The organism is Chthonomonas sp., assembly GCA_016788425.1.
Taxonomy (GTDB): domain Bacteria; phylum Armatimonadota; class Fimbriimonadia; order Fimbriimonadales; family Fimbriimonadaceae; genus JAEURQ01.
Window position 1 is genome coordinate 823,872 of record JAEURQ010000002.1, and the last position, 26,391, is coordinate 850,262.

At 59.4% G+C, this 26,391-nt stretch carries 28 protein-coding genes and 1 tRNA gene; 14 read left to right on the top strand and 15 right to left on the bottom strand.

Translation table 11 applies throughout. The features are described from left to right. Positions 1-56: 56 nt before the first annotated feature. Complete coding sequence (locus JNJ45_06000) at positions 57-599, bottom strand: hypothetical protein (protein ID MBL8048218.1); 543 nt, start codon at positions 597-599, stop codon at positions 57-59. A gap of 551 nt (positions 600-1,150) precedes the next feature. On the opposite strand from JNJ45_06000, the gene JNJ45_06005 reads away from it, so the two are divergent. The 4 genes from JNJ45_06005 (at position 1,151) to JNJ45_06020 (ending at position 4,128) form a co-directional block, all read left to right on the top strand. Next, a complete protein-coding gene (locus JNJ45_06005; protein MBL8048219.1) occupies positions 1,151-1,621 on the top strand; it encodes a DinB family protein in 471 nt (156 codons plus the stop codon). 149 nt (positions 1,622-1,770) lie between these two features. Further along, positions 1,771-2,391: a sigma-70 family RNA polymerase sigma factor gene (locus JNJ45_06010; protein ID MBL8048220.1), complete on the top strand. Its 621-nt coding sequence runs from the start codon at positions 1,771-1,773 to the stop codon at positions 2,389-2,391. Positions 2,392-2,402: 11 nt separating this feature from the next. After that, positions 2,403-3,152: a hypothetical protein gene (locus tag JNJ45_06015; protein ID MBL8048221.1), complete on the top strand. Its 750-nt coding sequence runs from the start codon at positions 2,403-2,405 to the stop codon at positions 3,150-3,152. Further along, positions 3,133-4,128 (top strand): serine protease, encoded by a 996-nt coding sequence (locus JNJ45_06020; protein ID MBL8048222.1) that lies wholly within the window; start codon positions 3,133-3,135, stop codon positions 4,126-4,128. The genes JNJ45_06015 and JNJ45_06020 overlap by 20 nt, the downstream gene beginning before the upstream one ends. On the opposite strand, the gene recJ is transcribed toward JNJ45_06020, so the two are convergent. The 5 genes from recJ to pdhA all read right to left on the bottom strand — a co-directional run bounded on the left by recJ (position 4,100) and on the right by pdhA (position 8,729). Further along, positions 4,100-5,815 (bottom strand): single-stranded-DNA-specific exonuclease RecJ, encoded by a 1,716-nt coding sequence (gene recJ / locus JNJ45_06025; protein ID MBL8048223.1) that lies wholly within the window; start codon positions 5,813-5,815, stop codon positions 4,100-4,102. The genes JNJ45_06020 and recJ overlap by 29 nt on opposite strands. Then, a complete protein-coding gene (gene nusG / locus JNJ45_06030; GenBank protein MBL8048224.1) occupies positions 5,816-6,343 on the bottom strand; it encodes a transcription termination/antitermination factor NusG in 528 nt (175 codons plus the stop codon). Next, a complete protein-coding gene (secE, locus tag JNJ45_06035; protein ID MBL8048225.1) occupies positions 6,343-6,597 on the bottom strand; it encodes a preprotein translocase subunit SecE in 255 nt (84 codons plus the stop codon). The genes nusG and secE overlap by 1 nt, the downstream gene beginning before the upstream one ends. A 135-nt stretch (positions 6,598-6,732) precedes the next feature. Further along, positions 6,733-7,713, bottom strand: coding sequence for an alpha-ketoacid dehydrogenase subunit beta (locus JNJ45_06040; protein ID MBL8048226.1), 981 nt, complete (start codon positions 7,711-7,713; stop codon positions 6,733-6,735). Continuing rightward, entirely contained in the window at positions 7,713-8,729 is a 1,017-nt protein-coding gene (pdhA, locus tag JNJ45_06045; protein MBL8048227.1) for a pyruvate dehydrogenase (acetyl-transferring) E1 component subunit alpha, read from the bottom strand. Before pdhA ends, JNJ45_06040 begins: the two co-directional genes overlap by 1 nt. A gap of 133 nt (positions 8,730-8,862) precedes the next feature. On the opposite strand from pdhA, the gene JNJ45_06050 reads away from it, so the two are divergent. From JNJ45_06050 to JNJ45_06085, 8 genes are all read left to right on the top strand, one after another. Next, a complete protein-coding gene (locus JNJ45_06050; GenBank protein ID MBL8048228.1) occupies positions 8,863-9,582 on the top strand; it encodes a UMP kinase in 720 nt (239 codons plus the stop codon). A 2-nt stretch (positions 9,583-9,584) separates the two neighbouring features. Further along, positions 9,585-10,139 (top strand): ribosome recycling factor, encoded by a 555-nt coding sequence (frr, locus tag JNJ45_06055; protein MBL8048229.1) that lies wholly within the window; start codon positions 9,585-9,587, stop codon positions 10,137-10,139. Positions 10,140-10,147: 8 nt separating this feature from the next. Beyond that, positions 10,148-10,876 (top strand): di-trans,poly-cis-decaprenylcistransferase, encoded by a 729-nt coding sequence (gene uppS / locus JNJ45_06060; protein ID MBL8048230.1) that lies wholly within the window; start codon positions 10,148-10,150, stop codon positions 10,874-10,876. Between the two features lie 60 nt (positions 10,877-10,936). Next, positions 10,937-12,391: a glycogen synthase gene (locus JNJ45_06065; protein ID MBL8048231.1), complete on the top strand. Its 1,455-nt coding sequence runs from the start codon at positions 10,937-10,939 to the stop codon at positions 12,389-12,391. Continuing rightward, the gene (locus JNJ45_06070) at positions 12,345-12,959 is read left to right on the top strand and encodes a uracil-DNA glycosylase (protein MBL8048232.1); all 615 of its coding nucleotides are present in this window, start codon (positions 12,345-12,347) and stop codon (positions 12,957-12,959) included. The genes JNJ45_06065 and JNJ45_06070 overlap by 47 nt, the downstream gene beginning before the upstream one ends. Before the next feature lie 4 nt (positions 12,960-12,963). Then, positions 12,964-14,358 (top strand): putative N-acetylmannosamine-6-phosphate 2-epimerase, encoded by a 1,395-nt coding sequence (locus JNJ45_06075; GenBank protein MBL8048233.1) that lies wholly within the window; start codon positions 12,964-12,966, stop codon positions 14,356-14,358. Positions 14,359-14,386: 28 nt separating this feature from the next. After that, the gene (locus JNJ45_06080) at positions 14,387-15,517 is read left to right on the top strand and encodes an acyl-CoA dehydrogenase family protein (GenBank protein ID MBL8048234.1); all 1,131 of its coding nucleotides are present in this window, start codon (positions 14,387-14,389) and stop codon (positions 15,515-15,517) included. A 13-nt stretch (positions 15,518-15,530) separates the two neighbouring features. Next, positions 15,531-15,606, top strand: a tRNA-Val gene (locus JNJ45_06085). Between the two features lie 262 nt (positions 15,607-15,868). Here the strand turns inward: JNJ45_06085 and JNJ45_06090 are convergent. Next, entirely contained in the window at positions 15,869-16,504 is a 636-nt protein-coding gene (locus JNJ45_06090) for a DUF642 domain-containing protein (protein MBL8048235.1), read from the bottom strand. Positions 16,505-16,627: 123 nt separating this feature from the next. Between JNJ45_06090 and JNJ45_06095 the strand changes: the two genes are divergently transcribed. Further along, the gene (locus tag JNJ45_06095; protein ID MBL8048236.1) at positions 16,628-17,467 is read left to right on the top strand and encodes a hypothetical protein; all 840 of its coding nucleotides are present in this window, start codon (positions 16,628-16,630) and stop codon (positions 17,465-17,467) included. A 5-nt stretch (positions 17,468-17,472) separates the two neighbouring features. Here JNJ45_06095 and JNJ45_06100 read toward each other — a convergent pair whose 3' ends face one another. The 5 genes from JNJ45_06100 to trxB form a co-directional block, all read right to left on the bottom strand. Then, complete coding sequence (locus tag JNJ45_06100) at positions 17,473-17,919, bottom strand: VOC family protein (GenBank protein MBL8048237.1); 447 nt, start codon at positions 17,917-17,919, stop codon at positions 17,473-17,475. Positions 17,920-18,062: 143 nt separating this feature from the next. Continuing rightward, positions 18,063-18,536 carry a redoxin domain-containing protein gene (locus JNJ45_06105; protein ID MBL8048238.1) on the bottom strand — a complete coding sequence of 158 codons (474 nt, stop codon included), beginning with the start codon at positions 18,534-18,536 and terminating at the stop codon, positions 18,063-18,065. Between the two features lie 9 nt (positions 18,537-18,545). After that, positions 18,546-19,634, bottom strand: a complete 1,089-nt coding sequence (locus JNJ45_06110; GenBank protein ID MBL8048239.1) for a Gfo/Idh/MocA family oxidoreductase — start codon at positions 19,632-19,634, stop codon at positions 18,546-18,548. Further along, positions 19,634-20,728 carry a hypothetical protein gene (locus tag JNJ45_06115; protein ID MBL8048240.1) on the bottom strand — a complete coding sequence of 365 codons (1,095 nt, stop codon included), beginning with the start codon at positions 20,726-20,728 and terminating at the stop codon, positions 19,634-19,636. The genes JNJ45_06110 and JNJ45_06115 overlap by 1 nt, the downstream gene beginning before the upstream one ends. Further along, complete coding sequence (gene trxB, locus JNJ45_06120; protein ID MBL8048241.1) at positions 20,725-21,654, bottom strand: thioredoxin-disulfide reductase; 930 nt, start codon at positions 21,652-21,654, stop codon at positions 20,725-20,727. Before trxB ends, JNJ45_06115 begins: the two co-directional genes overlap by 4 nt. Positions 21,655-21,927: 273 nt before the next feature. Here trxB and fliD point away from each other — a divergent pair, with 273 nt between their 5' ends. Continuing rightward, positions 21,928-23,628 carry a flagellar filament capping protein FliD gene (gene fliD / locus JNJ45_06125; GenBank protein MBL8048242.1) on the top strand — a complete coding sequence of 567 codons (1,701 nt, stop codon included), beginning with the start codon at positions 21,928-21,930 and terminating at the stop codon, positions 23,626-23,628. Here fliD and JNJ45_06130 read toward each other — a convergent pair. From JNJ45_06130 to JNJ45_06140, 3 genes are read right to left on the bottom strand one after another with little or no spacing between them, the layout of a single operon-like run. After that, the gene (locus JNJ45_06130; protein MBL8048243.1) at positions 23,625-23,909 is read right to left on the bottom strand and encodes an ATP-dependent Clp protease adaptor ClpS; all 285 of its coding nucleotides are present in this window, start codon (positions 23,907-23,909) and stop codon (positions 23,625-23,627) included. The two genes, fliD and JNJ45_06130, sit on opposite strands and share 4 nt — an antisense overlap. Continuing rightward, complete coding sequence (locus JNJ45_06135) at positions 23,906-25,999, bottom strand: hypothetical protein (protein MBL8048244.1); 2,094 nt, start codon at positions 25,997-25,999, stop codon at positions 23,906-23,908. The genes JNJ45_06130 and JNJ45_06135 overlap by 4 nt, the downstream gene beginning before the upstream one ends. Further along, the gene (locus tag JNJ45_06140) at positions 25,992-26,342 is read right to left on the bottom strand and encodes a tetratricopeptide repeat protein (protein ID MBL8048245.1); all 351 of its coding nucleotides are present in this window, start codon (positions 26,340-26,342) and stop codon (positions 25,992-25,994) included. The genes JNJ45_06135 and JNJ45_06140 overlap by 8 nt, the downstream gene beginning before the upstream one ends. Between the last annotated feature and the right edge of the window lie 49 nt (positions 26,343-26,391).

Here is a 26,391-nt window from a genome sequence, read left to right on the forward strand (position 1 = left end):
GAGACGCAGATTAAAAAGAACTTATGTCTAAATGTTGAATGGCCCAGCGAGCCTAGTTATGATCTCCATTCATATGCCATTCGACCATCCACAAGCACATTCAACCAACCCCGCTTCTTACATTTCTCAAAAATGTCGTGATGAATCAAATGTTGCACGTTATTCGGAACGATGTTAGTACGAATGCATTGATAAACGGTTCCCATGTTCCACTCCTGATAGGAATTCGATATAGATAGCAGCTCCCAGTTCTCAGGGATCCTATAAGCCGGAATGCTCCCGTCCTCCCTCTGAGCCCCATTTGCTCCAATCCAATCATCAAGGTACAAAGCGTAGATGGCGAGCGCTTCAATAGGCGTTGTAATCTCATCATCATTCAGTTGCAGGTGCGGAACATTTCCTCCCACAACCCATCCGCTCACCTGGTTCATTCCGGGGGTAAACACTCCAGAGAATCGGAACACATGGTAGAAGGCAATCAGCAACTCAGATTTCAGTACAACCCGCTCCAAACCGTGCGACTCTAAGAAGCTCTGTGCCCTGATCCGATCGAGTTCCTCACCGAGGGGCAATACGCTTTTTATTGCCGGTGAATCCACATGATAATAGAGCACTTTCCTTGGTACCTCCTCCAACCCAGCCACTCAATCTTTGAGCCCGCCGTCATCCTTCGGCCCTCATCGTGAGGCGACGGCACGATGCTGTCTACCTTGTCCTCAATTCGCATCCGTCCTTAGGGCGTCAAGCAGAAAAATGTGGGCCGCAGATGCACTTGTCTCTAGTGTAATGCAAAACACTGCCAGGGCAGAGTCTTGGGGAGCGGAATGTGTCCGAGCGCTGACCAAGGCCACTTGGCAAAGCCTGTCCCAGAAGAATGGCCGAGCGATTCCACACGCCTCACACCAACACGGGGATCTGCCAAGAAACCCCTGTAGCTTGGGGCGGCCAGCACTGCCTTGATCCCGCGGAATCTGGGGCCGACGTTGCTCGGCCGTGCGATTCTCAAACCAACGTTCGAGAATCACTAGGAGGAGGCCGGCCCACCGGCCCCGGGGTCCCTGCTTCAAGATTTCGCGCCCGAAAGAAAAAATCTATGTCGAATTACCGGTTTTCCCGCACAACACCCGTGAACTCGGTGTAGCATAGAAGCATGGAGAAGAGAATGATCTACTCTCTGAGCTTCGCGCCGAAAATTGTGGAGCGACTACTCCGAGTTTTCCCGACTGACCGCCTTGACGAGCGCATTATGGCCGACCGGTTTACTGCGCGCGAAGTCATTGCGCACCTCGCGGAATACGAACAAGTAGTCCTCGACCGTATTCGCGCGGCGAATGCCTCACCGGGCCGAGAAGTGCCTGCTTACGACCCGGACCAAGCCGCCGAGGCCCATCATTACGCGGACAAGGACGTGTTCCACGAAGCCGAGGTTTTCGAATCGCGGCGGGACATGACCACCGAGTATCTGGAAGGACTCGCCGACGCCGATTGGGACAAGACCTTTAAGGTCAATGGGTCGGAAACGAGCATCAAGGATTACATGGCCAAAATCATGGCCCATGACCTTGAGCACATGCACCAACTGTCCCTCTACCTCGCGACTGAAGTCGCGACGATCCACTAAGGATCACCGCCTAGCGAACTTGCGTTCCCCGGACATCGTCCTAAGGGAGCGCAAGCCGCTAGACCTACAGCATGCCAGACGAGCGTAACGAGCCAAGGATTGGGGCGTCAGTGTATTCGGACTTCGAACAACCGGAGGATGAACAAGGAATGGAACTTGGACTGACGATGCCTGGCACAACTTTTGGAGCAAGCGTTGATCGCGATGCTGACCAAGAGCTGGTTCGTCGGGCCAAAGCGGGCGACTACTCCGCCTTCGAACAACTGTTTGTTCGCCACCGCCAACTGGTTTACCGATTTGCCTACCAAATGGCACCCCGTCAAGACGATGCCGAAGACATCGTGCAAGAAGTCTTTGTGCGGGCCTACCAAAACCTGAGTCGCTACCGCGACGAGGCCAAGTTCACCACGTGGCTCCTCCGCATCGCCACCAACCTCGCCACCGACAAGGCTCGCATGACGCAGCGCCGCTCGAACCTGGAACAAAAAGAAGCAAAAGGCGCGCTGGAATGGATGACCGTCGGGAACACCGAAGACGCCAACGATAACCTCGAAGGCGAATATCAGGTGCAAGCCTTGCGCAAGGCGCTCGCCGCCCTGCCCGTTCACCACCGCTCCGTGATCGTTTTGCGCGACCTCGAAGGACGCGAATACAGCGAAATCGCCGAGATGCTGGGTTGCAGCATCGGTGGCGCCAAGCTTCGTGTGCTGCGCGCTCGCCGCGCTCTAAAGGAGCGCATGATTCCCCTGATGGAGGGTTTTGTCAATTGAAAGAAAAGGATGTGGATCAGCTGATTGCCGCCGCGTTCGGTGAGCTTTCCGCGCAAGAAACCGCGCGACTTGAATCCGGTCTGGATGCCGAAGGTCAAGCGACGATGGTCGCGTTCGCCAAGATGCGCGCCGCCATGGGTCAACTGCCCGATCCCGGCCCTTGCCAAGTTTCGCCCGAAATGCTGCGCGACCGGATCCTCAACGCGGGCGTGCAAACGCGATCGCCGTGGGCCTTATGGCTTCCACGAGTCGGTCTCGGCGGACTGGCGGCCGTGCTCGGATTCGTCGTCATGAATTCCTTGACCAAGCCCAACGAATCGCCGGTGAACACAACCACGCCAGTGCAAGTCGCGACGAGCAAGCCCGCACCGAAGCCCATCGTGGTGGACACCACACCCGAGCTTGAACCGGCCCCGCTGAGCACGGGCGCAATTCTTGGTCCGGATCGCCCCATCGGCGAAGCCGATGTGCGAGACGAGCCGCGCCGTGTGGTACGCAAGGTGCGCCGGGCCGAAACTCCGGTCGTCAAAGAACAATCCAAAGCCGTCGCTGAAGCCAAGTTAGACGGCGTGGGTTCCGATACTGCCCGCGGTGCCGCGTTTGGTGGCTCCGCCCCGACCGCGCCCATGATCGCCGCCGAAGCCGCTCCGCTAATGAGCGAGCCGACGGTCGTGATTGTGGATGCCGAGGAAGGCGAAGTAGGCGCACCCGTGGCCATTGAAGTGAGTGCAGCAACCGAAGATGTGGGCATTAAAGGTTAGTCTCATCGCCCTCGCGGCGATGGGTGGCGAGCAAGACAAAACCCTGGACGGGGTTTGGCAGAAGGCTCAAGCGCTCGCGGTGATGCTCCAGGAAAACGGCCAGGCCAAAGGTTTCGCCATGCTCGTGGATCAGCGTGGCTACTTTGTCGCGCACCAATCGGCGCTGCCCAAGGGCATCATCACCGGCACCTCGCAAGGGAAGTTCTTTGACTTTCGAGTGATCTCCAGCGACCCTCGAAGTCAGCTGGTACTGCTCGGCGCGAGCAATTGGTCGAGCGATGCGAAGCCGTTGCGGATTGCCGCGTCCAACCCCAAGAAGGGAAGTCGTCTCATCGCCGTGACGCTAGAGGGCCCGTTCTCCGCCGAACTCGCCGCCGACGACCTCACCGGCTTACAAAACCAAACCGGCCGCTACGTACCCTTCAACGAGATTCGAATTGAAACCCCGAGCCGCCGCCTGGGCGGAGCCTGGATCCTCAATAACGACGGCGAAATCGTCGGCATTATTGGGGCGGCCCTGCAAAGCACGACCAACAATTCGCAGCGGGCGCCTTCCAACTCGGGCATGATGCAGGCGAAGGCCGACTACGGTCCCGGCGACCTGCTGGTGACGTACAGCCTGCCGGTGGACGTGCTAACGCGGGTGGTGGATGGCTTCCTCAGCGCGAAGCATCAACCGACCCACCCGGAACTGGGTATCGAGTTTGTGGACGCCAAGGGCACCTCTGGAGCAATGGTGCGATCCATTGTGGTGGGCGGCGCGGCGCATCAGGGCGGCGTTCAAATGGGCGACATCATTACGGCCGTGAACGGCAAACCGACCGCTCGCGCCACGCAATTGGCCGCACAGCTGTTCCGGTTAGAACCCGGCTCAAAGGTGAAGCTGAGCGTGAATCGCAACGGCGAAGCGAAAGAACTCACCGTCAAAGTCGGCGAAGTCGTCGGCCTTAAGCTGGCAAGACTGCCTCAGTCTTAATCTCAATCGAGCGGCGACCCTGCCATTCGTTGATGCCGGGCTTACCCACAAACTGAACATTGCCCTCGGGCAAAGGCGTCTCCGCGCCGTAGTTCCACACCTTCACGGCCATTGGCTTGCTGTTGCCCTGCCGCACCTTCATGATCAGGTGCTGGCCCTCTTTGCCCATGTACCGAGCGTCCATTACCGAGGCATGCCGAACTAAGAACGATGGCTCGGGGTTGGCCTGTCCAAACGGCGCGAGCATGTCGAGTTCCTCGACCAGGGCCATGTTGAACTCGGCGAGTTCGGCTTCGGCATCGGCGACGTAAGTGCGCGTGAGTTGCTCAGCCGACATGGTGTTGCTGACGTACTCGTGGATGGCAAGCGAGAACTTGTCGAGATTCTCTTCGGCGATGTTAATCCCGGCCGCGGCCGCGTGGCCGCCTCCGCCGAGTCCGCACTCGTCGCGTAGAGCCTGAATCGCCTGAAAAAGGTTAAAGCCCTCGATGCTACGGGCCGACCCTTTGAGGCCGTGCTCGGCCTTCGTGAGCACAAACGTCGGGCGATAAAACACGTCCACGAGTTTGCCGGCGATGAGCCCGATGAGTCCCGGATGCCATTCGGGATTGTAGACCACAATCGCGTTGCGGTCGCTCTCGCCCCGTGCCTCCACCATTTCGACCGCGACCTCCACGGCGATATCTTGTTCTTGGCGGCGACGAAGGTTGACTTCTTCCACGTAAGTGGCGAGCTTTTGGGCTTCCTCGTCATCGCGGGTCAGCAGCAATCGCAGGCTGGTCGCCGCGTCTTCCATACGGCCCGAGGCGTTGAGCCGAGGCCCGAATCCGAATCCAATATCTCGCGCCACCAGCGGGCGCGTCGCGCCGCGCAGCACATACTCGCGCAGAGCCGCCAAGCCATGCTTCTTGCTGCGCCCAAGCTCCTGCAACCCAAAGTGCGTGATCACGCGATTCTCATCCAGCAGCGGCATCATGTCGCTGACCGTGCCGAGGGCAGCCAAGTCGAGGAAGTTGCGATAAAACGCGCCGACCGGATGCCCGAGTTCGCGGGCCAAACCCGCGCAAAATTTGAGCACAACGCCGGCACCGCAAAGCTGATCGAAGGGATAGCGCGAAGTCGCAAGGTGCGGGTTGAGGATCGCGTGAGCGGGCGGCAATTCAGTATCCGGCTCATGGTGGTCCGTAATTACGACCTTCATGCCGAGCTCGCGCGCCTGGCGCACAGGTTCGTTGGCGGTAATGCCGCAGTCGCAGGTCAGAAAGATCTCGGCCTTCTCGTCCACGGCGCGTTGCACCGCCGAATCGTGAAGCCCATAGCCCTCGTTGATCCGGTGCGGCACGTGGACGTGGTAGTTCGCGCCCACCGCGTCGAAGAAGCGGCTGAAAATCGCTGCGCTCGTCACGCCGTCAACGTCGTAGTCGCCGTGCAGATAAATGCGGCGCTTGTTCTTGATGGCATCCAGCAGAATATCCGCTCCCTCGCGATAGCCGGGCAAAAGCTCCGGATCGTGCAGCTGATCCAGCGAGGGACGAAGAAAGGCGTGTACTTTTTCCGCCGTATCGTAGCCGCGCGCGACCAGAATTCCCGCGGTCAGACGCTGCAGACCAAGCTCATTGGCAAGCGCATCCTCGCGCTCAATGTCGCGAGGATGCGCCTTCAGAATCGGTGACGTGGCGACGGGCAATTACATCTTCTCGACTTGCTCGAAGTCGAGTTCTACCGGGGTTTCACGGCCAAAGATGTTGATCATGACCTTGAGCTTTTCGCGTTCGAACAGCACTTCGTCGATCTTGCCAGTGTATTCGCTGAACGGCCCTTCGACCACGCGAATGACGTCGTTCTTGGCGTAGGCCACCTTCGGAGCTTCCTTGCTCGATTCGATGTTCGTCATGATGCGACGAACTTCGTAGTCTTCGAGCGGCACCGGCTTGTTGCCGGATTGGATGAAGCCAGTCACACCGCTCGTTGATTTGACGATGCGGTAGGTGTCGTCGGTCATCGCCATGCGGACCAAAATGTAGCCCGGGAAGACCTTCTTGTCCATCACCACGCGCTTGCCGTTGCGAGTGGCCATTTCCTGTTCCACCGGAATCAGGACTTCAAAAATGTCAAGACCCCAGAGCCCTTCGACCGACGCGCGGCGCGTGAGCAGTTCGCGGACCTTGTTCTCGTGGCCCGAAATCGTGTGGACGGCGTACCAGGCGCGAGCCATTAGCGGGACCCCGTGATGATTTTAAAGACTTGTTCGAACACGACGGAGAGCACGAACAGGAAGATGATGATGCTGAAGCAGACGGCGAAGACGACGCCAGTGAGACGCGTGGTCTCCTTCTTGGTCGGCCAGTTGACCTTCTTCATTTCGGCCATTGCTTCCCGCATGAACGTGCCGACGCCCTTTTTCATCTTGGGCACCGGAACAGAGCCGGCCTTCACTTGTTGCCCAGATCCTTCGGTAATGTTGCTCATCAGAGTGTCCTTCCTTCGGATACGCTTTACTAAGGCCTATCCTTCGTGGGGAATTTCAAGTGTACCACGGATTCAAATGCAAAGGAGCCAGTTGCGCGTGGCAACTGGCTCCTTCATTTGAGTGATCTTGCTCCGTCAGCCAATCTTGTGAACGCAGGCGATGACATCGTCTTCGTTCGGGATGCACTGAAGCTCGAGGACGCGAGCGTAGGGCATGGGCACGTTCAGACCGCCGACCCGACCCACCGGAGCGTCGAGATCGTCGAAGCAGTCTTCGTTGATGCGCGAGGCAATCTCAGCGCCGAAACCACCGCTCTTCCAGTCTTCGTAAACCACTACCGCGCGGTGCGTCTTGCGGACCGAGTTGTAGATCGTTTCCGTGTCAAGCGGCTTAAGCGAGCGCACGTCCACCACTTCCACGTCGAAGCCATCTTTCTCCAGCTTTTCGGCGGCGGCGAGGCACACATGCACCATGCGGCTGTAGGCAATCAGCGTCAAATCCTTGCCTTCCTTCACCACCTTGGCCTTGCCGAAGGGGATCGTGAAGTCAATGTCATCAATGTCGATGTCGGCCTTGATCCCGTAAACGCCCGGGTTTTCGGTGAAGATAACCGGGTTGTCATCGCGGATTGAAGTGCGGAGCAGACCTACAGCATCCTCGGGGAACGCTGGGGCAACGACCTTGAGGCCAGGAGTGTGGGCGTACCAGCCTTCCATGCTGTGGCTGTGTTGAGCCGACAGCTGATTGGCCGCGCCACCGGGACCGCGCACCACGATGGGTACCGTGGCTTGACCACCGGTCATGTAGTGAATCTTTGCAGCGTGGTTGATGATCTGGTCGAGCGCGAGAATCGAGAACGACATGGTCATCATTTCGACCACCGGTCGCAGACCGACCATGGCCGCGCCGGTCGCCATCCCGACAATCCCGGGTTCGCTAATCGGCGTGTCGAGCACGCGCTTTTCCTTGAAGCGCTCAAAGAGACCTTGGGTCACGCGGAACGTGCCCTGGTAACGGCCAATGTCTTCGCCCATGAGGAAGACCATCGGATCGCGCTCAATTTCGGCGATCAGAGTTTCGCGGATTGCCTCGCGGTAAGTAAGTGTCTTGGCCATTAGTGTCCCTTCTCCGGCATCATGTCGCTGTACACGTGCGTGTACACGTCTTCGATCGGCGGGAACGGGCTGGCGTCCGCGGCCTCATAGATTCGTTCGACTTCGTTTTCGTACTCCTCGTTGATCGCTTCCATCTTTTCTTGCGTCATGATGTTGCGTTCGAGCAGTACGGCTTCCAGCAGCTTAATCGGGTCGCGTTCCTTCGCCTTTGCCACCTCTTCCGGGGTGCGGTACAGGCTCTGATCGTTGTCCGCCGCGCCGTGACCGGAGAAGCGGTAGTTCATGATTTCGATGAGGGCCGGGCGCTGCTCCTTGCGGACTTGATCCACGATGCGTCGCGCATCGCTGAGCACTTGCAGCAGGTCCATGCCGTCCACTCGCTCGCTGATCATGCCGAACGGCACGCCGCGCTTCCAAAGCTCGGTGTCGGCGGCGTGGTACTCAAGACGAGTGCCCATCGCAAACTCGTTGTTTTCGATGATGAAGATCACGGGCAAGTCCCAAAGGGCGGCCATGTTCATGGTTTCGAAGAACACGCCCGCGTTGGCCGCGCCGTCCCCAAGGAAGCACAGGGTCACACGATCTTCGCCTTTGTACTTGCTCCCCAGGGCAAGTCCGCCGCCGAGCGCGGTGTGCCCGCCGACGATGCCCCAGCCGCCAAAGAAGCCGCGTTCGATATCGTACAGGTGCATCGAGCCGCCCTTGCCAAAGCTGTAGCCGTCCTTGCGGCCCATGATCTCGGCCATCAGCTTAATTGGGTCCGAACCCAGAATCAGCGGTTGGGCGTGATCGCGGTAAGCGGTAATGATGTAGTCCCAACCCTGCTTAATCGCATGGAGCCAACCAACTGCGGTGGCCTCCATTCCGATGTAGACGTGCAGGTAACCGCCGGCTTTACCCGTGCGGTAGATCTGGTTACATTTTTCTTCAAAATGGCGGATAAAGACCATCTCGCGATAGTAGGTCTCCAGCATCGCCGGGGTTTCGGTGGGTTCAATATCGGCTGGTTTTGCCACGTAGAGGTACTCCTGGTTTCTGATGAGCCTACCTAGGCAGGACAGAGCAGTTCTACGGTGACTTAACGCGGCTGCGCCATTGAAGCGCGATTAGTCGCCGGAGAGAGTTTACCAAGTACAATCACTCTTTGGAATGAGTACTCCCCGATTCAAACGCGTTCTCCTCAAAATTAGCGGCGAGGCCCTCGCCGGAAACCAAGGCTTTGGCCTCGACGGCGACACGATTAGCTTTATTGCTCAGGAAGTCGTCAAGGTCGCCGAGAAAGGCGTTCAAGTCGGCATCGTCGTAGGGGGCGGCAACTTCATTCGGGGCGAACAGTTCTCCAAGGGCGGCTACGACCGCAGCGTGGCCGACCAAATGGGCATGCTCGGCACGGTCATGAACTCGCTCGCGCTGCAAAACGCCATTGAGCAGAGCGGCCTTCAGACCCGCGTGCAAAGCGCGATCACCGTAAGCCAAGTGGCCGAACCCTTTATCGTGCGCCGCGCCATTCGCCACTTGGAAAAAGGCCGTGCGGTGATCTTTGCGGCCGGCACCGGCAACCCCTACTTTACGACCGACACCGCGGGCGTGCTCCGCGCGCTGGAGATTCATGCCGACGTGATCATGAAAGCGACCAAGGTAGATGGCGTCTACGACAAAGACCCCAAGAAGCACACCGACGCCGTGAAGTACGACAGCCTGAGCTTTGACACCGCCATTGAGAACCGCCTCGGCGTGATGGATCAGACCGCATTTACGATGTGCCGGGAGCATGATCTGCCCATCATCGTGTTAGACTTAAGTGAACGAGACGCAATGGTGCGGGCCGCAATGGGCGAATCCGTCGGCACCCTTGTCGGAGGAAAGTAACAATGGACGAATTACTGAAAGATGCCGAACACCGCATGGAGCAAGCCATCGACGCGATGGTGCACGACTTTTCCACCATCCGAACGGGCCGCGCGAATCCCAGCGTGCTCGAGCGGGTGCACGTGGACTACTACGGCACGGAAACCCCGATTAGCCAAATCGCCAACGTCTCGGTTCCCGAGCCGCGACAACTGCTGATTGCGCCCTACGAAAAGAGCATGATCCCGGTGATCGAGCGCGCGATTCTTAAGAGCGACCTCGGCATCACGCCGAGCAGTGACAGCGCTGGCATTCGCCTGAACTTCCCGCAAATGACCGAAGAGCGCCGCAAGGAGATGGTTAAGCAGGTTCATGCTCGCGCCGAGCAAGCGTGCATCGCCATCCGCAACGTGCGCCGCGACGCCAACGATCACGGCAAGGCCAAACAAAAAGCCAAGGAAATTAGCGAAGACGATTTGAAGGGCTTTGAAGTGAAGGTTCAAAAGATCACCGACCGCCACGTCGATCGGGCCCACGAGCTCCAAGCGAAGAAAGACGCCGAGCTCATGGAAATCTAAGCGCCGGCATGCCCACGCTCTTGCAGGCGGCCCAGCGCGCCGGCCTCGACCTTGATCAGTTGCCCCAGCACGTCGCCATCATCATGGATGGCAACGGTCGCTGGGCAACGGGCAAAGGTTTGGGACGCCTGCTTGGCCACCGCGAGGGCTACAAAACTCTCAAGAGCGTGGTGGAAGCCGCCGGCGAACTCGGTGTCAAGTTCCTTACCGTGTATGCATTCAGCGCCGAAAACTGGCGACGCCCCCAAAGCGAAGTTGCGGGCCTGATGAAGCTCATCGAAGGCGCGATGCGAGAGCAAACTCAGCACCTCGTGAACAAAAATGTGCGCGTCGCGATCACGGGCCGCATGCACGAGCTTCCGGTTTCGCTTCGCGAAGCTCTTGAAGAGGGCATCGCCGCGACCCGGCACTGCACCGGCATGACCTTTTGCCTCGCGATCAACTACGGCGGTCGGGCGGAGATTGTGGACGCGGTGCGGTCCGTTACGGCCAGTGGCGCGGAGGTCACCGAGGAGGCAATTTCAGCCCATCTTTATCACCCCGAGCATCCCGAACCCGATCTGATGATCCGCACGGCGGGCGAAATGCGGTGGAGCAATTTTCTGATTTGGCAAGCCGCCTACGCCGAGCTTGTCGTCACCAAAGTGAGCTGGCCGGAGTTCACCGGCAAGTCGCTAATTGACGCGCTAGTGGAGTACCAAAAGCGCACGCGCAAGTTCGGCGGCCTCGTTTCGTAGGCGTTCCTCGCAACGTTGCCGGGTTGCCGTCCGTCCCCAGTCTGGTAAAAGTCGCAGGGCATGAAGATTCTTTACGTTTCAGTTGAAGTGGCGCCATACGCCAAGGTGGGCGGTTTGGCCGATGTGGCCGAAGGCCTCCCCAAGGCATTGGTGGAAGCCGGTCACGACGTGCGCGTGGCGTGTCCCGCGTACGGAATGGCGATTGCCGATCCGGCGCTGCACATGCGGCACCGACACTCGCTGGAGGTCCAGATGAACCCGATTTGGGAAGAAACGGTGGACCACTACGAGGGCGTGAACAGCGGTGTGCGCACTTGGCTGCTGGGCAACGAGAAGAACTTCGCCTGGGTGCATCGCAGCGAAGACCTCTATTCTCACGGTCGGGACAGCTACCTGCTCTTCGCCCGCGCCATCATGGCCGCATGCGAAGCCGAAGGCTGGATCCCCGACGTGATTAGCTGCAACGACTGGCAAACCGCGTTTCTGCCTGTGTTTGTGCGTGAGTTAGGCGGCGACAAGTGGGCCAATGTCGCGTGCACCTACACGATCCACAACCTGGCTTATCAGGGCGAATTCGGGGCCGACACCTTGCCCAGCGCCGGCCTTTCTCCCGAGCTCTTCACCGGCGAAAAGCTGGAGTTTTTCGGGCGGGTCAACTTCCTGAAGTCGGCTTGCATGTTCGCGGACATTGTCAACACGGTGAGCCCTAAGTACGCGGAGGAGATTCAAACCGAGCGCTACGGGTGCGGGCTCTGGGGCGTCATGCAGTCGCTCTCCAGCACCGGTCGGTTGCGCGGAATCCTCAACGGCATTGATCTCGATCGCTTCGATCCGGAACACGATGAGGAACTCGAAGCCAAGTACACCGCCGCCAATTGGCGCGATAAGGTGCAGAACAAGCGCGAACTCCAAGGCGAACTGGATTGGGCCGTGGACGACGACATGCCGCTCCTGGCAATCGTCAGCCGCTTGAGCGACCAAAAAGGGTTTGACTTGCTCGTCAAGGCGATGCCCGGCATTCTCAACCTGCCCTCTCAACTGGTGATTCTCGCGGTGGGTGATCCGCACGCGGCCAGTCAATTGCGCCAACTTCAAGCCGAGTGGCCTGATCGTCTGCGATTGGTGGAGCGGTTCGACGCGCCTCTCGCGCAGCGCATTTATGGCGCCGCAGACATCTTCTTGATGCCGAGCCACTTTGAGCCGTGTGGCCTGGGGCAGCTGATCGCGATGCGCTACGGCTCGGTGCCGGTCGCCCGAATGACGGGTGGTCTCGCGAACACCGTGTTCGAAGGCAAGAACGGATTTGCTTACGACGAGGCCGCCGTTCGCCCGATGCTCGAAGCGATCTCACGCGCTGTAGAGACCTACAAATCGGACGCAAAAACCTGGGCCAAGTTGGTCGAAGCGGGCATGGCAGGCGATTACGGCTGGCGCGCTCCGGCGGAGGAATACGTCAAGATGTATGCCGATGCCATCGCAGCCCGAGCCAAGTCCGCAGCTCAAGCTCCTCGCTGATCAGGCGAGCCGTTGTGTGGCGTGTGGGCTCGCCGCGCGCCGCACCAATGTGGTGTTTGGCGAGGGAGACTCCCGCTCGCCGCTGGTGCTCGTGGGCGAGGGGCCGGGCGACCATGAAGATCGTTCCGGTCGGCCATTCGTCGGGCGCGCGGGCCAACTTTTGGATCGCGCGTTGGTCGCGGCTGAGCTTTCCCGCGAGCAGGTTTACATCTGCAACACCGTCAAGTGCCGCGCGTGCGATTGGCGAGAAGGGAAGGCCCACAACCGCCCGCCCACGCCCGAGGAAGTGGCGGCCTGTCGCCAATGGCTATTGCCGCAACTCGCCATCATTCAGCCGCGGGTGATTCTTTGCATCGGCGCGCCCAGCGCCAAAAACCTGATTCGGAGCAACTTCAAAATCACCAAGGAACGTGGGGTGGCGTTCAGTTCGGAGCTCGCGCCGGTGGTCATGGCGACGCTACATCCGGCGTACATCATCCGGCAATCGTCGGCCACCAGCGACGGCGGGTTTGGGCTGTTGGTTGACGACATCCGAAGCGCCTGGGCCGCCGCGCATGACGCACAATAGGGAAGTGATTCCGCCCCTTTCGCCGCTCGTGGTGAGCGTGCAATCGAGTTCCGACACCCTGCACGACCCCGCCATCTTGTTGCCGCTGGCGCAGGCGAGTCTGGAATCGGGTGCAGAGTGGCTCCGGCTGGAGGGCGTGGCGACGGTCTCGCTGATCCGAGGGGCAACCGGCGCGCCGACCATCGGCCTGATCAAGCGCGCTTACGAAGGCTCGACCATCTACATTACGGCCACCGCCAAGGAAGTCCAGGAACTCATTGACACCGGCTGCGAGGTCATTGCGCTGGACGGCACCGCCCGCCTTCGCCCAGCCGAAGACCTGAAAAGCCTGATCGCACTCATTCACAAAGCAGGGCGGTTGGCAATGGCCGACTGTGACAGCCTGGATTCCATTCAATACTCGCTGGCGGCGGGCGCAGATTGGGTGAGCACAACGCTGAGCGGCTACACCGAGGAAACCCAGCCGTCTCGCCCGGGGCCGAATCTCGACGTCGTACGCGCCGCCCGCAGGCTCACAACCAAGCCCTTGCTAGCCGAGGGTCGCTATGCGGAGGCTTGGCAAGTGCAAGCCGCGCGGCTTGCGGGCGCGAATTCGGTGGTCATTGGCGGCGCGATCAACGACCCGGTCAAGATGACCCGCGTCTTTGCCCAGGCCACGCAAACCAGCACAAATGAACCGGTGCTGGCGGTGGACATCGGCGGAACCTGGATGCGGTTCGCTACTTGGGACGGCGAGACCTTGCGCCATCTGGAGCGCGTGCCGACCCCGCGCCGCCCCGACGAGCGGGTCAACCTGATCGCCAGCTATGCCGTGCGCGGCGAGGCGACTCGGGTGGGCATCAGCACGGGCGGAACCGTGGACCCCGCTTCCGGCGAGATTTGGGAAGCCAAAGAGGAAATTATCCCTGGCCATCAAGGGCTCAACTTTCGGCTTGCGCACCCGCACCTGCACATTACCACGCTCAACGATGGCCTAGCGACAGCTTGGGCGCATGCCTGCCTGCCGGAGTTCGCCGGGAAGCGCGTCGTGACGCTCGCGTTGGGTACGGGCGTAGGGTGTGGCATTGTCGATCGCGGGCGCATTCTAATGGGCGCTCGCGGAGAATATCCGCGGCTCAACGACCTCCATCCGGCGGGCGGCGAAACCTTCGAAGACCTGCTCGGCGGCGTCAATCTCTCTCGCGAACCGACCGCCGAGGCAAAAGCCAAGGCGCAACGCGCCGCCAACGAAGCCATCGCCATGGTTCGCGGCCTCCTGCACCCCGACGCGATCGTCATTTGCGGTGGAGTCGGGCTTGCCGATTGGCTGCAGGTGGACGCCGTGCGGTCGCCGTTTGGGCCCGATGCCGGCCTGATGGGCGCGGCCCAACTTGTGAGTTGTCCACCGAGCACTTTGTAGGGCCGGTCTCGTACAATACAGTACCGATATGATTTTTCAACTGTGCCCCGAAGAAGCGGCATTTCTCGATCGTGTTCGTAAGTTCGTCGCCGAAGAAGTGCTTCCGAACACCCGCAAATGGGAAGCCGACAAGGTATTCCCGGATGCGATTTGGCCCCGCCTCGGCGAACTCGGCCTGTTGCGAATGACGCTGGCCAAGGACCAAGGCGGCGTTAGCTGCTCGGCCTACGTGGAAGCCTGCCGCGAAATCGCCAAGGGCGACCCGGCCCTCAGCATGAACGTGGCCGCTGTCAACGCTCTTTGCGTGGGTCACGTGGACTTGTTCGGCACGCCCGAGCAAAAGGAAAAGTACATGGCGGGCATGACCGCGGGCACCGTAAAGCTGGCCTGGGGGCTCACCGAGCCGGATGCTGGTTCGGACGCGCGCCGCGTGCAAACCAAAGCCGAAGCAATCGCCGATCGCCCGGGTTACTTCTCGCTGAACGGTCGCAAGATGTTCATCACCAACGCGGGCAAGGCTGACCTCATTATCATGGTTTCGAACGTGGACACCAGCGTTTCCGCCGATGGCAAGAGCGCCTTCTTGGTCGAAACCGCGCAGGATGGCTTCCGCGATCCGTATCGCATCGACACGGTCGGCGTTTCGGCCTCGTACACCACCGGTTTTGACCTCGTCAACGCGGTTGGTTGGCACACGCCTTGCACCTTCACCGAGGCCATTGGCCTGCTTTATCGGGGCCGATTGGCGATCGCCGCCATGGCACTTGGCATCGCCGAAAAGGCGCACGAACTGAGCGCCGAGTACAGCACCCAGCGCGAGCAATTCAACCGCCGCCTTTGCGATATGCAGTCGGTGCAAAACTTTATCGCCGACAACGAGATGGAAATCGAAGCCGCTCGCCTGCTTTTGCACAAGGGCGCCTCGATGTACGATCGCGGCGAGGACGTGGTGAAAATCAGCTCGATGGCTAAGCTCTACGCCAGCGAAGTCTCGAACCGCGCGACGAATCGCGCGATTCAGATTCACGGTGGCCGCGGCATGACGCAGGAATTCTTGGTCGAAAAGCTGTGGCGCGACGCCAAGCTCACCGAGATCGGCGAAGGTTGCAGCGAAATCCAGCGCATGGTCATCGCCAAGCAGGTTCTGAAAGCGTTATAATGTTGGTTCGCAAGGGCGGTTAGCTCAGTTGGTAGAGCGCCTCGCTTACACCGAGGATGTCGGGGGTTCGAGCCCCTCACCGCCCACCAGAATTCTTTTTGCAAGGAATTTTGCGACCCTTGTTTTCGCCTCTGACGTAGCTCATATTGACGCACAAGAAACGCAGAAGAAACCAAAGTGGACAATGCTTTCAAGTGTTGATGAACGGCGAAAGCCGATCGGCGCACGTGCGTTTGCTTTCCGTGAGGAAAGCTCGTTGCCGCAACGGCAACCTTAAGACAGCGCGAAATCGTCGAGGAACTTTGCTTCGAAGCATGCCCTCGGCGACCGCGCTAGGTATTTCTTAGGCCCTTACTTCTTTACACGCCGGATCATGAGGGCTCCAATGGCCAGGGCCATGAGCGAGCCTGGTTCGGGAACCGCGGTAACGCGAGCGTTGTCCACAAACGAAAACACTTCGTTCGCATTGAAGAAGGATTCAAACCGCAAAGTGCAAGTCGTGTCTTGGGCTGTGAACGGCATGCTAAACGTGGTCCACACCAGGGGCACCTGATTGTTTGTCACCGAGAACGCCATGCTGGTGGTTGTGGAATTCGACGTATCCACCGATGCGCTGATCGGCCCGAAGCCATTGCGCCCGGCGTAAGTGCTCGTCGAGAGATCGAACTTCAATTCGTATTGCTGGCCGATGACCGTGGCAAAGGATTGCTTAATGTCGCCGTAGCTATTGGTCAGGTTTGCAAGGTCCACACACGCTAACTGATCCGACGCGGTTGAGTTCAACACGCCGCCGTAAACGGTGGCTGGCTTGAACCACTCATAACCCGTGCCCATGCCGACCCAGCCTGCGACAGTCGAGTCTCCGTTGCCGCCGGCATAGTAGTCGCCGGAGGGGCCAACCTCAAAGCTACCGTTGACCAAAAGATTAGCTTGCGCCGCACTGACTACCGCCAGAGCGACCACGCTGAGCGTAAGTCGTCTTTTCATTTTTCGTTCCTTTCAAAAATGGGTCACAGTTGACCCGACCGCTTCATTATAGGATGCGCATAGTTTCCAAGCACGCAGCGGGTGAGCAAAACCAGTAAACCTACTGGGCTGTAAACTTATGGCATGCCCGAACTCCCCGAAGTCGAAACCGTGCGCTGCATCATGGAGCGCGTGTTGGTCGGGCGCAGGATCGCCGAGGCTGAGGTGGTCGAAGACGACATCGTGCTCAAAAAGGTGCCCGCCGAGGTGGTGCGCCAAGCGATCGAAGGAAGGGAAGTGCACAGCATCGGCCGCAAGGGGAAGTACTGGTGGATTCAGGCCGGCGAAACTTACCTTTATGGGCACCTGGGCATGGCCGGCTGGATCCGCGAATTGGGCGCGCACACCATTCGCATCCGCGAGCACGGCAACGCTCCGCTGGACGACGAAAACGGACGGCCCAGATTCCTAAAACTGCTTCTCACCACGGAGGAAGGAGGGAAGATTGCCTTCACCGACGGGCGTCGGCTCGGGCGATTGTGGCTAGGGGAAGAGCCCAGCGTTGACGCCAAACTCGCCGAAATCGGGCGCGATATGTGGCTTGATCCCTGGCCGCCGAAGGAACTCCACGCGATTCTCAGCCGCCGCGCGGCGCCCATCAAGGCGCTCCTGCTCGATCAAAAACTGTTTTGTGGAGTGGGGAATTGGATCGCCGATGAAGTTCTCTACCAGGCTCACATCCGGCCCGATCGTCTGGCCAAGACCCTGACCAAACCTCAAGTGGGTCGGCTGGTGGATGCGCTCCATCTCGTGCTCGAGAAGGCCATCGAGGTCGCCGCCGACAAGGACCAGCTGCCGGCGGATTGGCTGTTCCATCGCCGTTGGGGAGATTCGAAGTTCGACCACACGCTCGACGGCCTCCCTATTCAACGGATCGAAGTAGGAGGCCGGACAACGGCGTTTGTGCCGAAGATTCAGAAGTAGAGCGCTTAGCCGCCCATGGCCTGCATGGCCGCCGCCATCTCCTCGGGCGACACGTCCTTGATCTTTTGACCCATGGACCACTTGTACCCAAATGGGCACATGAAGCTACCGTAGCGGTCGCCCCAGAACATGTCCTCTAGGGGTTGGCAAACTGTCGCACCGGCATCAATGGCACGCTGAAACTCGGCATCGATGTTGTGGCTGGTGATATGGATCGTGCACGGCATGTTTTCGCCGGCCTTCGGCGCGAACACGCCCCAGTCCGGAAACTCGTCGTTGAGCATGAGCATGGAATCGCCGACGCGCATCTGAGCGTTCATCACTTGCTCGGTATTCGGCACGTACGCAACGTTGACAACCTCGGCGCCCAGCGCCTTGGTGTAGAAGGCAAGAGCTTCTTTTGCGTTACCGACGACGATGTACGGAGTGAGAGTAGGAAAGGCCTGTTCCATGCGGCCAGTATAGCCAAGACTGCTCATTGATAGATTTCCGATAATCAATATTATGACTATTTACGATTCCACAAATAGGCCATCAACCGCATTCTGCTTCTCCACCCATAAAGAGGAGTTTCGGAAGGCGGTTCGCCCGGTTCTTACAGAGATTGAAGCGTTTCGACGACGGCGGCGAAATTCGGCAGGTCGCCCAGGGCCGCAGTTTCTTCGCTGTATCGAATCACGCCTTGGGCGTCAATGACAAACGCCGCGCGCTTGCTGGCCTTGCCAAGGCCGACCAAATCTTGCAACACGACATCGTAAAGCTCGCAGACTTTCTTGTCGTAGTCGCTGAGCAACGTGATGCTGATGCTATTTTGCTTGGCCCAGGCCTCATGCGCAAACGCCGAGTCGCAGCTGATGGCCCACACTTCCGCGTTGAGCTTCTGGTAATCGCCGATTCCGGCGGTCATATCGCACAATTCGTCAGTGCAAACGCCAGTAAAGGCGGCCGGGAAAAAGAGCAGGACGAGGTTCTTACCCGCGAGGTCTTTGGTGGAACGCGGCGAGAGGCCCTCCGCCGTTTTCGTCAAGAGTGTAAATTCGGGGGCAGGGGTTCCAACAGGCAGCGCCATGCTGTCAGTTTACCGCTCGACCGCGTCCAGCACCCGTTGCACGGCCAGACCATCATGAAAGTTTGGTGAAGTTGGCCGCCCCTCGTGGAACGCCATAACAGCGTCGGCGACCCAATTGACAAAGCTGTGCTCGTAGCCGAGGCCATGTCCCACCGGCCAAAACTGACCCGCGTAGGGATGACTTCCCTCCGTTGCCTGAATCACGCGGAACCCCTGACTTCCCTCTTCGTCGCTGCCGTCATAAAATTCCAGCTCGTTCAGTCGCTCAAGATTGAACGCAAGCGACCCGCGGGTGCCGTTGATCTCAAATCGGTTGTGGTTTTTTCGGCCCAGGGCGCAGCGCGAAACTTCAAACGAGCCGATTGCGCCATTCGCGAAGTCCACCATCCACATCGCCGCGTCGGGCACGTCCACTTCCCCTCTCTCGCCGCCCGGGCCCACCGTTCGCTCGGTGACAAACGTCTTCGTGCGGCCCGTCACATTTGAAATTTCTCCCACGAGATACCGGGCCAAATCAATGCTGTGACTCCCCAAATCGGCCAGCGCGCCCGAGCCCGCTGTGCTGCGTTGCATACGCCAGTTGAAGCTAGCCGCCGGGTCGCTCAGCCAATCTTGCAGATACACCGACCGCCAATGCCGAATCTCACCGAGGCGTCCCTGTTCGATCAAGCGTTTCGCCAGGGCAACCGCCGGCAGCTTGCGGTAGTTATGAAACAGCCCGTGGTGGACGCCCGCCTGATCCACGGCTTGGACCATTTGCTCGGCCTCGGCCAAGGTGTTGGCCAGGGCCTTTTCGCACCAAACGCCTTTACCCGCGCGTGCCGCGGCAATCGAAATTTCGGCGTGTAGGTCGCCGGGGGCGGCGACGTCAATGACGTCAATTTCGGGGTCTTCCAGCAAGTCTTGCCAGCGAGTCACACCGGTTTCCCAGCCAAGCTGAACGCGGGCGGCTTCCACATGGACGGCATCAATGCCGCAAATCGTCTTCATGCGAACCTGACGCGGAAGATCAAAAAACCGGTTGACCTGGCGGTAGGCGTTGCTGTGCGCTCGGCCCATAAATCCGGCACCGACGAGTCCGAGGGTCAGAGTTTGCATTACTTGTTCTTGGGCGCGGGGTTCACCGCGGTAACTATTTGCTGCTGCGGAATGACCTTGGTGAATATATTCATGCGCTCAAGGACTTTAGCCCCTTTCACGGTCGCCTTGCCGGTGGGAATCCAAGTTGCCTTGCCCTGGCGACTGGCCAAATTGAACTGCCAGCCTGAGGTCTCATTGATCGCCTGCTTCAAGCCTTCCAGGTAACCCATCGCCGTGCGTTTGGGCGCGAAAAGAAAGCTATTGACGAACGTGCTGCGCGGCAGCAGACCCTCGGCGGTGAGCATGAGGCCAAGAAACTCGTTCATGCTTTCGGCGCTCGTCCCGGCCAGCACCTTCATATCGAGCCCGCGGTCCATGATGCGTTGGACAAACTTGCCCACATTGTTGCGCAAGTAGCTGCCCAACTCCGGCAAGGGCACGCCCAGCAAGTCGTTGTCGCCGATGTTATTGGCCAACCGGTTGCCAAGCATCCAGTGCATGTAGAGGCGTTCGCCCATGTGACCGTTCGCCCACTGCTCCGGAGCCTTAAAGCCGCCGAACGGAGGCAGTGCCGCGTGGCCATATTCGTGACTAAGTACGCGCATGAGCTCAAGATTCGAACCCAAATCCTTGTAGTCGTAAACGTACATAACGTTCACGTTGCGAGTGCCGCCCGGAAAATCCTCGGTCCCGAAAAACTGTTCACCACCCGCCTTGCCTTTGTTGGTCAGGTAGACGTCCACAATCCCGCTGTACCGCTCGGCGTGGTCGAGCTGAAGCTCAAGCACGTTCAGGTTCCACAGCAGAATCAGGTAGCGCGCGATCTGCTCGCCCTTGGAGCCGGCCACAAACGGGTCTTCCGAGTAGATGCGGAACTTCAAGTTGTACTGCGGCTGCCCTTTGTAGGAGCCGTAGCAGGCGGCGAGGTAGGGATATTTGTAGCCGGTCTTCGGACCGACCTTGATCTCAGGCATCGGCTGCTCGCCGAAGTTGATCATCAGCGAATCGCGGTTCAGAAACTGAACCCGCACCTTTTGGTTTTGATCCGTCGGAAACGGCTGGGCCGCCGCGACGAGCGGCGTTAGGGCGAACAGCAGGGCGAGTCGTTTCATTCGTGCTCAGTGAGATAGCGTTCGGCATCGATGGCGGCCATACAACCGCTACCGGCGGCGGAAACAGCTTGTCGGTAGACGGCATCAGCCACGTCTCCCGCAACAAAGACGCCAGGGATCCGCGTTTTGGTCGATCTCGGTTCCGGAATCAAGTAGCCCGCGTCATCCATGTCCAACATTCCGACGAACAAATCCGAGTTCGGTTTGTGCCCAATCGCGATAAAAACGCCGTCCATCGGCATCTCACGCTTCTCGCCGGTTTCGGTGTTCACCAGGCGAACGGCGGTGACTTTCTTGGGGAGGTCTTGGCCAAGAATCTCCTCGATGGCACTGTTCCAAATCACTTCGATCTTGGGGTTGCTCAGCACGCGGTCTTGCATAATCTTGCTTGCGCGGAACGAGTCGCGGCGGTGCACCACGTACACCTTGCTGGCGTGGCGGGTGAGGTAATGCGCTTCCTCCATGGCGGTATCTCCGCCGCCGACCACCATCACCTCTTTGCCCCGGAAAAAGAAACCGTCGCACGTGGCGCAGGCGCTCACGCCGTGGCCACCGTATGTCACTTCCGATTCCAGGCCTAGCCATTTGGCGCTCGCGCCGGTGCTGACAATCACCGTTTTGGCTTGGTACTCGGTGCTGTCCACCCACACCGATTTCACCGGACCGTCCAGTTGCACCTTGGTGACGTGCTCGTCCCGCACATCCGAGCCAAACCGAATGGCCTGCTTGCGGAAGAGGTCCATCATTTCGGGGCCCATCACACCGTCCGGAAATCCGGGGTAGTTCTCCACGTCGGTGGTGATCATCAGCTGACCTCCGGGTTGGAATCCGGCCAGCACCAGTGGCTTAAGATCCGCGCGAGCGGCGTAGAGAGCGGCGGTGTAGCCGGCGGGGCCAGACCCAATAATCAGGACGTCGTGTACCATAGGCGGGACTTGTAATTTACCCCGGCGCGGCTTCCCCGTAAATCCCCGGGAATACCAGCTAGTAACTCCACGGAGTTTTTTGCAAGTTCACGTATTCCTACGGTGAGACCCCGGTATTTCTTACTCCCAAGCACCTCAATGGTGGGGAAAAGGAAGGGTGTACCCAGTGGGGATAGGATGAATTTGAATACCAATTACTCTTGGCTCGGGATGATGAGCGGTTCCACTTCCCAGCGAAAAACCTTTGATGTAGAGTCGCTTGTCAAGGCGTCCTTGCAACGAGATCAGAAGCCGATCTCGAAGCTGCAGGCTCGCTCGACCGAACTTCAAGGCAAGCTCGACATGATGTCGCAGCTCAAGGGCGTGGCGCAAGGCCTGCTGAGCTCGACTCAGAAGTTGAACTTCTCGTACACCGGCACCGGGTTGACGAAGGTCAACAACCTGGACCCGTCGATCAACGTGCGCGGCACTCTGAATGAGGGTCGGTATGAGTTCAGTGTCAAGAAGCTCGCGACGCACCATACAGTGGCGTCCACCGAAACAAATGAGAAGATCGAACTCTCGAAAAAGGGCAACATCGAGATCAATGGCCGAACCGTTTCCTTGAATCAGGGCGACACCATCGCCGATGTGGCCACGGCGATTAACAAAGCCGAGGCTGGCGTCACCGCGAGAGTCGTAGAAAATGGCGGTCGGTACTCGCTTCAACTGCGCATGAACCAGAGCGGAGAGGCCAATAAGATCAAGCTCACCGATAACGATGGTCTTGCGGCCGAACTCGGACTCGTTGCGCCGACGGTTTCGGGTGGCCAAGCCCAGGCTGTGGCAACGCCTCAACTCACCGCCGATACTCGGCTTAGCACCATTTTCCGCGGCAGCACAACCGTCCTCAGTTTGCTGAATGTCGATGCGCCAGAAACTCTCGGCGAACTGTCTAAGAAACTTGATGACGCGTTCAAGAGAACACCGCTTGTTACGGCCAAGGTGGGGCTTGCCGAAGTTTACACGGGTTTCAGCGATGCAAGGTCTATGCTGAAGGCGGTCATCAAAGACCAAACCGGCATTGACTACGACATTTCTGGCAACACAACCCATCCGACTTTTACCGCATCGGCTCCGACCGGTAACACGGGTGCAACGACGGAAGCTCCTGAAGTCGAAACCGGTGACTTCCTCAATGTGATCTCCGAAGCTCAGGACGCCGAGATCGCGTACGACTCGCGGGTACTCACGAGTTCGAATAACAACTTTAGCTTCGCAGGTGGTCAAATTCAGGTTACTCGCCACGGAAGCTACACCATGGATGTGGTCAAAGACCCCTTCGAAGTAAGCGGCTCGGTCAGTGGGGTCAGCGACTTCGCCAGCAGCTATAACGCCCTGGTGGACATGGTCAACAAGAACTCGAAGTTCGACTCGAAAAGCTTCGATAGCGGCTCCCTTTTCGGCGAGCAGCAAGTCAGCCAGTTGGTCGGCTCGATTCGCAAGGCCATTGAAGACGGCACCGGCTCGTCCCTCGCCAAACTCGGCGTTTCGTTTGATGGCGAAGGCAAGATGTCCGTGGACCAGGTGAAGCTTAAGGCCGCCCTCGATGGCGACGACATTAGCCTCGCCGCCGCGTTCGGCAACGCCGCCAATAGCGGCGCCACCAAGCTCGAAAAGGTTCTGGAAGGAGCGACCACCTACGGCACCGGCACCCTCAGCGCGATGCAAGAGGCGACGAAGCGCGAGCTGGATTCGGTGAACAGCGATCTGGCCGACACCAAGGCCCGCGTCGCCAAAAAGGAGACCATGCTCCGCAATCGCTACAAGGCGATGGAAGAGATCATGAAGACCGCCGACACGCAGACCGAGCAGCTGAGCAGCTTCATGGGGAACCTGGCCGCGCTACGACCGAATATCGCGGCGAAAGTGGATGCCTTCGACAACAAGAAGGACGATAAGAATTCGAACTCGAACTTCTCGCTCTGGGGCTAATCCGTCCACTCAAGCTCAACCGTCGTTTGCACGCCAGCGGCGAGCATGATGGTTTGGGCGAGCACACACTCCGATTCACTCGCAAAGTGGATCGGAGCTTTTCCGTAATGGTGGGCTTCCCACGCCTCAATCGAGGCCTCGGTGTGATCGCAGCGCGTGGCGGCCTGAATAGCCCTAATCACCACGTCGAACGACGTGTGATCGTTGTTATAGATCACGGCCATGTAACGCCCCGTTCCGACCGCACTCCCGGTCGCTGACCGTTCGGTATAAACGCTCATGATTTGACCTTACCCGGCCCGCGTGCGAGAAAACTAGCCAGTAGGATCGCCAGCATTCCGCCGCACGCCAATTGGAATCCTTTGTCCATGCCTGGCGCACGATAAGTGAACACAACTTGGTCGCGGCTCGCGGCGTTCGGGGCCGTGAGCCAGGTTCCGGGCGGCAGTTCAGTGGGCGTCCCATTGACTGTGAGGCTCCAGCCGGGCAGGTTGCGCTCCCGCACCGTCATCGGCCCGGTCGCGCGAAGTTCCCACCTTCCCGCGGTTGTTCGAAGCACCTCGCCGCCGGTTACGATGCCGGGTCCGGGAATGCGAATATGCTCGCCCTTGCCGTCGGGATTCGCACGGAAAACGTGCGTCACACCCAAGTCGGCGAGAGATTCAGGCAGGGCGGTAGACCGCGTCAGCAGCAAGTTGCCATTCTCCGGCGGCGGCTCGGCTACACCCTTGAGCAAAGCAACCGTGTCGGCCGACATCAGGCTATCGTATCCGGCGATGTCGCGGATGCCGTAGAGCGAGCTGAGGTTGCCGGGCATGGTCGCCTTGGGCGTCACGTACAGGTTCCACTTATCGTTGATCCAAGCGACCCGTTCCAACGGCGCAACGTCGGGTGCGGTTGATAAACTTCGAGGCAGGGTGACCGAGGTCATCCGATCGAACATGAAAAGGACCACCGCGGCGTTAAGCAACCGAAGCGGAAGCCAGCCACCATTCAACATGAAGTGCCACATCCCGAAGCCCCATGCGAGCGGTGCGATGATGAACAACGGATGCCAGCCGAGTTCGCGCATGAAGACAAAGTGGCAAAGCGTCGCCAGTCCGCAGAGCCCCCAGAAGATCGAACTCCGCTTGTGCAGACCCCGCCCCGTCGCGGTGGTCGCCACAATCACCCCGCCGATGAGAAACAGCACTCCCGCCCGCCCTGGCGAACCTGTGGAGGACCAGCCGGGCACGGCAAAGTACATCAGCCGCTGCAAGAACGTGGGCGCCATCAAGAGCAGCGACAACAGCATGAGGCCAAAGCCAAATCGCACCGCGAGCCGGGATCGTTGTCGCAACGCGACGACGCCGGCCAACACCACAAATGTGAGTCCAAAGGCGCTTTCGGCGAAGTTCCCGCCTCGCTTAAGAAACGGCAACCAGGTCGCCCCAACCTTCTCGGGCAAGCCCTCAAAGGCGATTTTCACGCCGGGCCGGCCCAATACGCGCGGCTCCAGCAGCGCGGGTAACTCGCGCGCGGTGATGGAGGAAGCCTTGTACGCCTCGTAGCCCTGCTCAGAAGCCGCTCCCGCGCGGTGGCTGATCTTACTAAACTCGAGCGCTGGCAGCACTTGCGGCATGGCGAGCAATCCGCCGCCGACCGCCGCCAAAACGACCCACGCGGCCCGAATCCGCGCAACCCTCAGGTGCGTCAACCCGAAGCAAAGGACGGCGAGCAAGCCGTAGCTCGCAAACTGCAGGTGCCCTGAAAGCAGCATCATGCCGATGCCAAGTCCGACCCAAGCGGGCGAGCCGCGACCCCGGCACGCCTGCCTCACCCAAAACAGCGTCATCGGAATCCACGCGACGGTGTAGACCACGCTGGGCAGAGGGCTCCAAGCGGTGAGGAAAGGCGACGCCGCGAACGCGAGACTGAAGATTTCGGCGTAAACCAAACGCGCTCGCATGCTCAAGGCCAGCGCGCGCATCCCTAAGTAACACAAAAACAGATGGAGCGCCAGCAAAATGCGCATCGCCAAATCCCATGGCACATGCAGGACGCCAAGCAACACGTGCGGCGGATAGAGTCCCGCCGATTGAGAATTCGCGAGCAGCGGCGTGCCGGCGAGCTGATAGGGGTTCCACTGCGGAATCTCGCCGTGGGCCCACGATTCTAGGACGAGCTTGCGCCAAGGTTGAAACTGCAACACGCCATCGGCTTCCAGCACGTTCCAGGGTCGCTTTTGGTCGGGTTCCACACCGCTGTTCACGACCATCGGCATGATCTTGTCGGTCGGCCCGTAGTGAAACGACGGCGTGATGAGGACGATGATGTACAGGATCGCCAAGGCGATCGCGAGAGTTGGGACAAGCTGGTTCTGTCTAGTCACAGTAAATGGCTTGCTGTTGCGCCTTTTCGTGCCCTGGGTTTTGCCGCAGAATCTCGCGCATTTCAGCGCACGCCTCATCCATCATGCCGAGCATCATGTAGGTCATCCCGAGGTCGTAGCGGGCGTCTAGGTGGTTGGGGTTGATGACCACCACCTTCTTCAGCGTCTCGGCGGAACCATCAAAGTCGCCGTCGCCAAACTGCTGCACGAGGCCAAGCTGCCACAGCGCATCTGCGTGATTGGGGTTGCCAGCCAGCACCTGGCCAAGCAACTGCCGCGCCGTTTCGTAGTCACCGTTATACCGAGCATCAAATGCTCGCTGATAGATTTCGTCCGCACTCATGGAGGAAGCCCAACATCCTTTGCGCTGGCATGGGATTATACACACAGAC

What these genes read in the sequence shown, in the direction of transcription:
- JNJ45_06005 (MBL8048219.1), top strand. Translation starts at nt 1,151, where the DNA reads ATGGAGAAGAGAATGATCTACTCTCTGAGCTTCGCGCCGAAAATTGTG.
- JNJ45_06010 (MBL8048220.1), top strand. Translation starts at nt 1,771, where the DNA reads ATGGAACTTGGACTGACGATGCCTGGCACAACTTTTGGAGCAAGCGTT.
- JNJ45_06020 (MBL8048222.1), top strand. Translation starts at nt 3,133, where the DNA reads ATGTGGGCATTAAAGGTTAGTCTCATCGCCCTCGCGGCGATGGGTGGC.
- nusG (MBL8048224.1), bottom strand. Translation starts at nt 6,343, where the DNA reads ATGGCTCGCGCCTGGTACGCCGTCCACACGATTTCGGGCCACGAGAAC.
- secE (MBL8048225.1), bottom strand. Translation starts at nt 6,597, where the DNA reads ATGAGCAACATTACCGAAGGATCTGGGCAACAAGTGAAGGCCGGCTCT.
- JNJ45_06040 (MBL8048226.1), bottom strand. Translation starts at nt 7,713, where the DNA reads ATGGCCAAGACACTTACTTACCGCGAGGCAATCCGCGAAACTCTGATC.
- JNJ45_06050 (MBL8048228.1), top strand. Translation starts at nt 8,863, where the DNA reads ATGAGTACTCCCCGATTCAAACGCGTTCTCCTCAAAATTAGCGGCGAG.
- frr (MBL8048229.1), top strand. Translation starts at nt 9,585, where the DNA reads ATGGACGAATTACTGAAAGATGCCGAACACCGCATGGAGCAAGCCATC.
- uppS (MBL8048230.1), top strand. Translation starts at nt 10,148, where the DNA reads ATGCCCACGCTCTTGCAGGCGGCCCAGCGCGCCGGCCTCGACCTTGAT.
- JNJ45_06065 (MBL8048231.1), top strand. Translation starts at nt 10,937, where the DNA reads ATGAAGATTCTTTACGTTTCAGTTGAAGTGGCGCCATACGCCAAGGTG.
- JNJ45_06070 (MBL8048232.1), top strand. Translation starts at nt 12,345, where the DNA reads ATGCCATCGCAGCCCGAGCCAAGTCCGCAGCTCAAGCTCCTCGCTGAT.
- JNJ45_06080 (MBL8048234.1), top strand. Translation starts at nt 14,387, where the DNA reads ATGATTTTTCAACTGTGCCCCGAAGAAGCGGCATTTCTCGATCGTGTT.
- JNJ45_06090 (MBL8048235.1), bottom strand. Translation starts at nt 16,504, where the DNA reads ATGAAAAGACGACTTACGCTCAGCGTGGTCGCTCTGGCGGTAGTCAGT.
- JNJ45_06095 (MBL8048236.1), top strand. Translation starts at nt 16,628, where the DNA reads ATGCCCGAACTCCCCGAAGTCGAAACCGTGCGCTGCATCATGGAGCGC.
- JNJ45_06100 (MBL8048237.1), bottom strand. Translation starts at nt 17,919, where the DNA reads ATGGAACAGGCCTTTCCTACTCTCACTCCGTACATCGTCGTCGGTAAC.
- JNJ45_06105 (MBL8048238.1), bottom strand. Translation starts at nt 18,536, where the DNA reads ATGGCGCTGCCTGTTGGAACCCCTGCCCCCGAATTTACACTCTTGACG.
- JNJ45_06110 (MBL8048239.1), bottom strand. Translation starts at nt 19,634, where the DNA reads ATGCAAACTCTGACCCTCGGACTCGTCGGTGCCGGATTTATGGGCCGA.
- JNJ45_06115 (MBL8048240.1), bottom strand. Translation starts at nt 20,728, where the DNA reads ATGAAACGACTCGCCCTGCTGTTCGCCCTAACGCCGCTCGTCGCGGCG.
- trxB (MBL8048241.1), bottom strand. Translation starts at nt 21,654, where the DNA reads ATGGTACACGACGTCCTGATTATTGGGTCTGGCCCCGCCGGCTACACC.
- JNJ45_06130 (MBL8048243.1), bottom strand. Translation starts at nt 23,909, where the DNA reads ATGAGCGTTTATACCGAACGGTCAGCGACCGGGAGTGCGGTCGGAACG.
- JNJ45_06140 (MBL8048245.1), bottom strand. Translation starts at nt 26,342, where the DNA reads ATGAGTGCGGACGAAATCTATCAGCGAGCATTTGATGCTCGGTATAAC.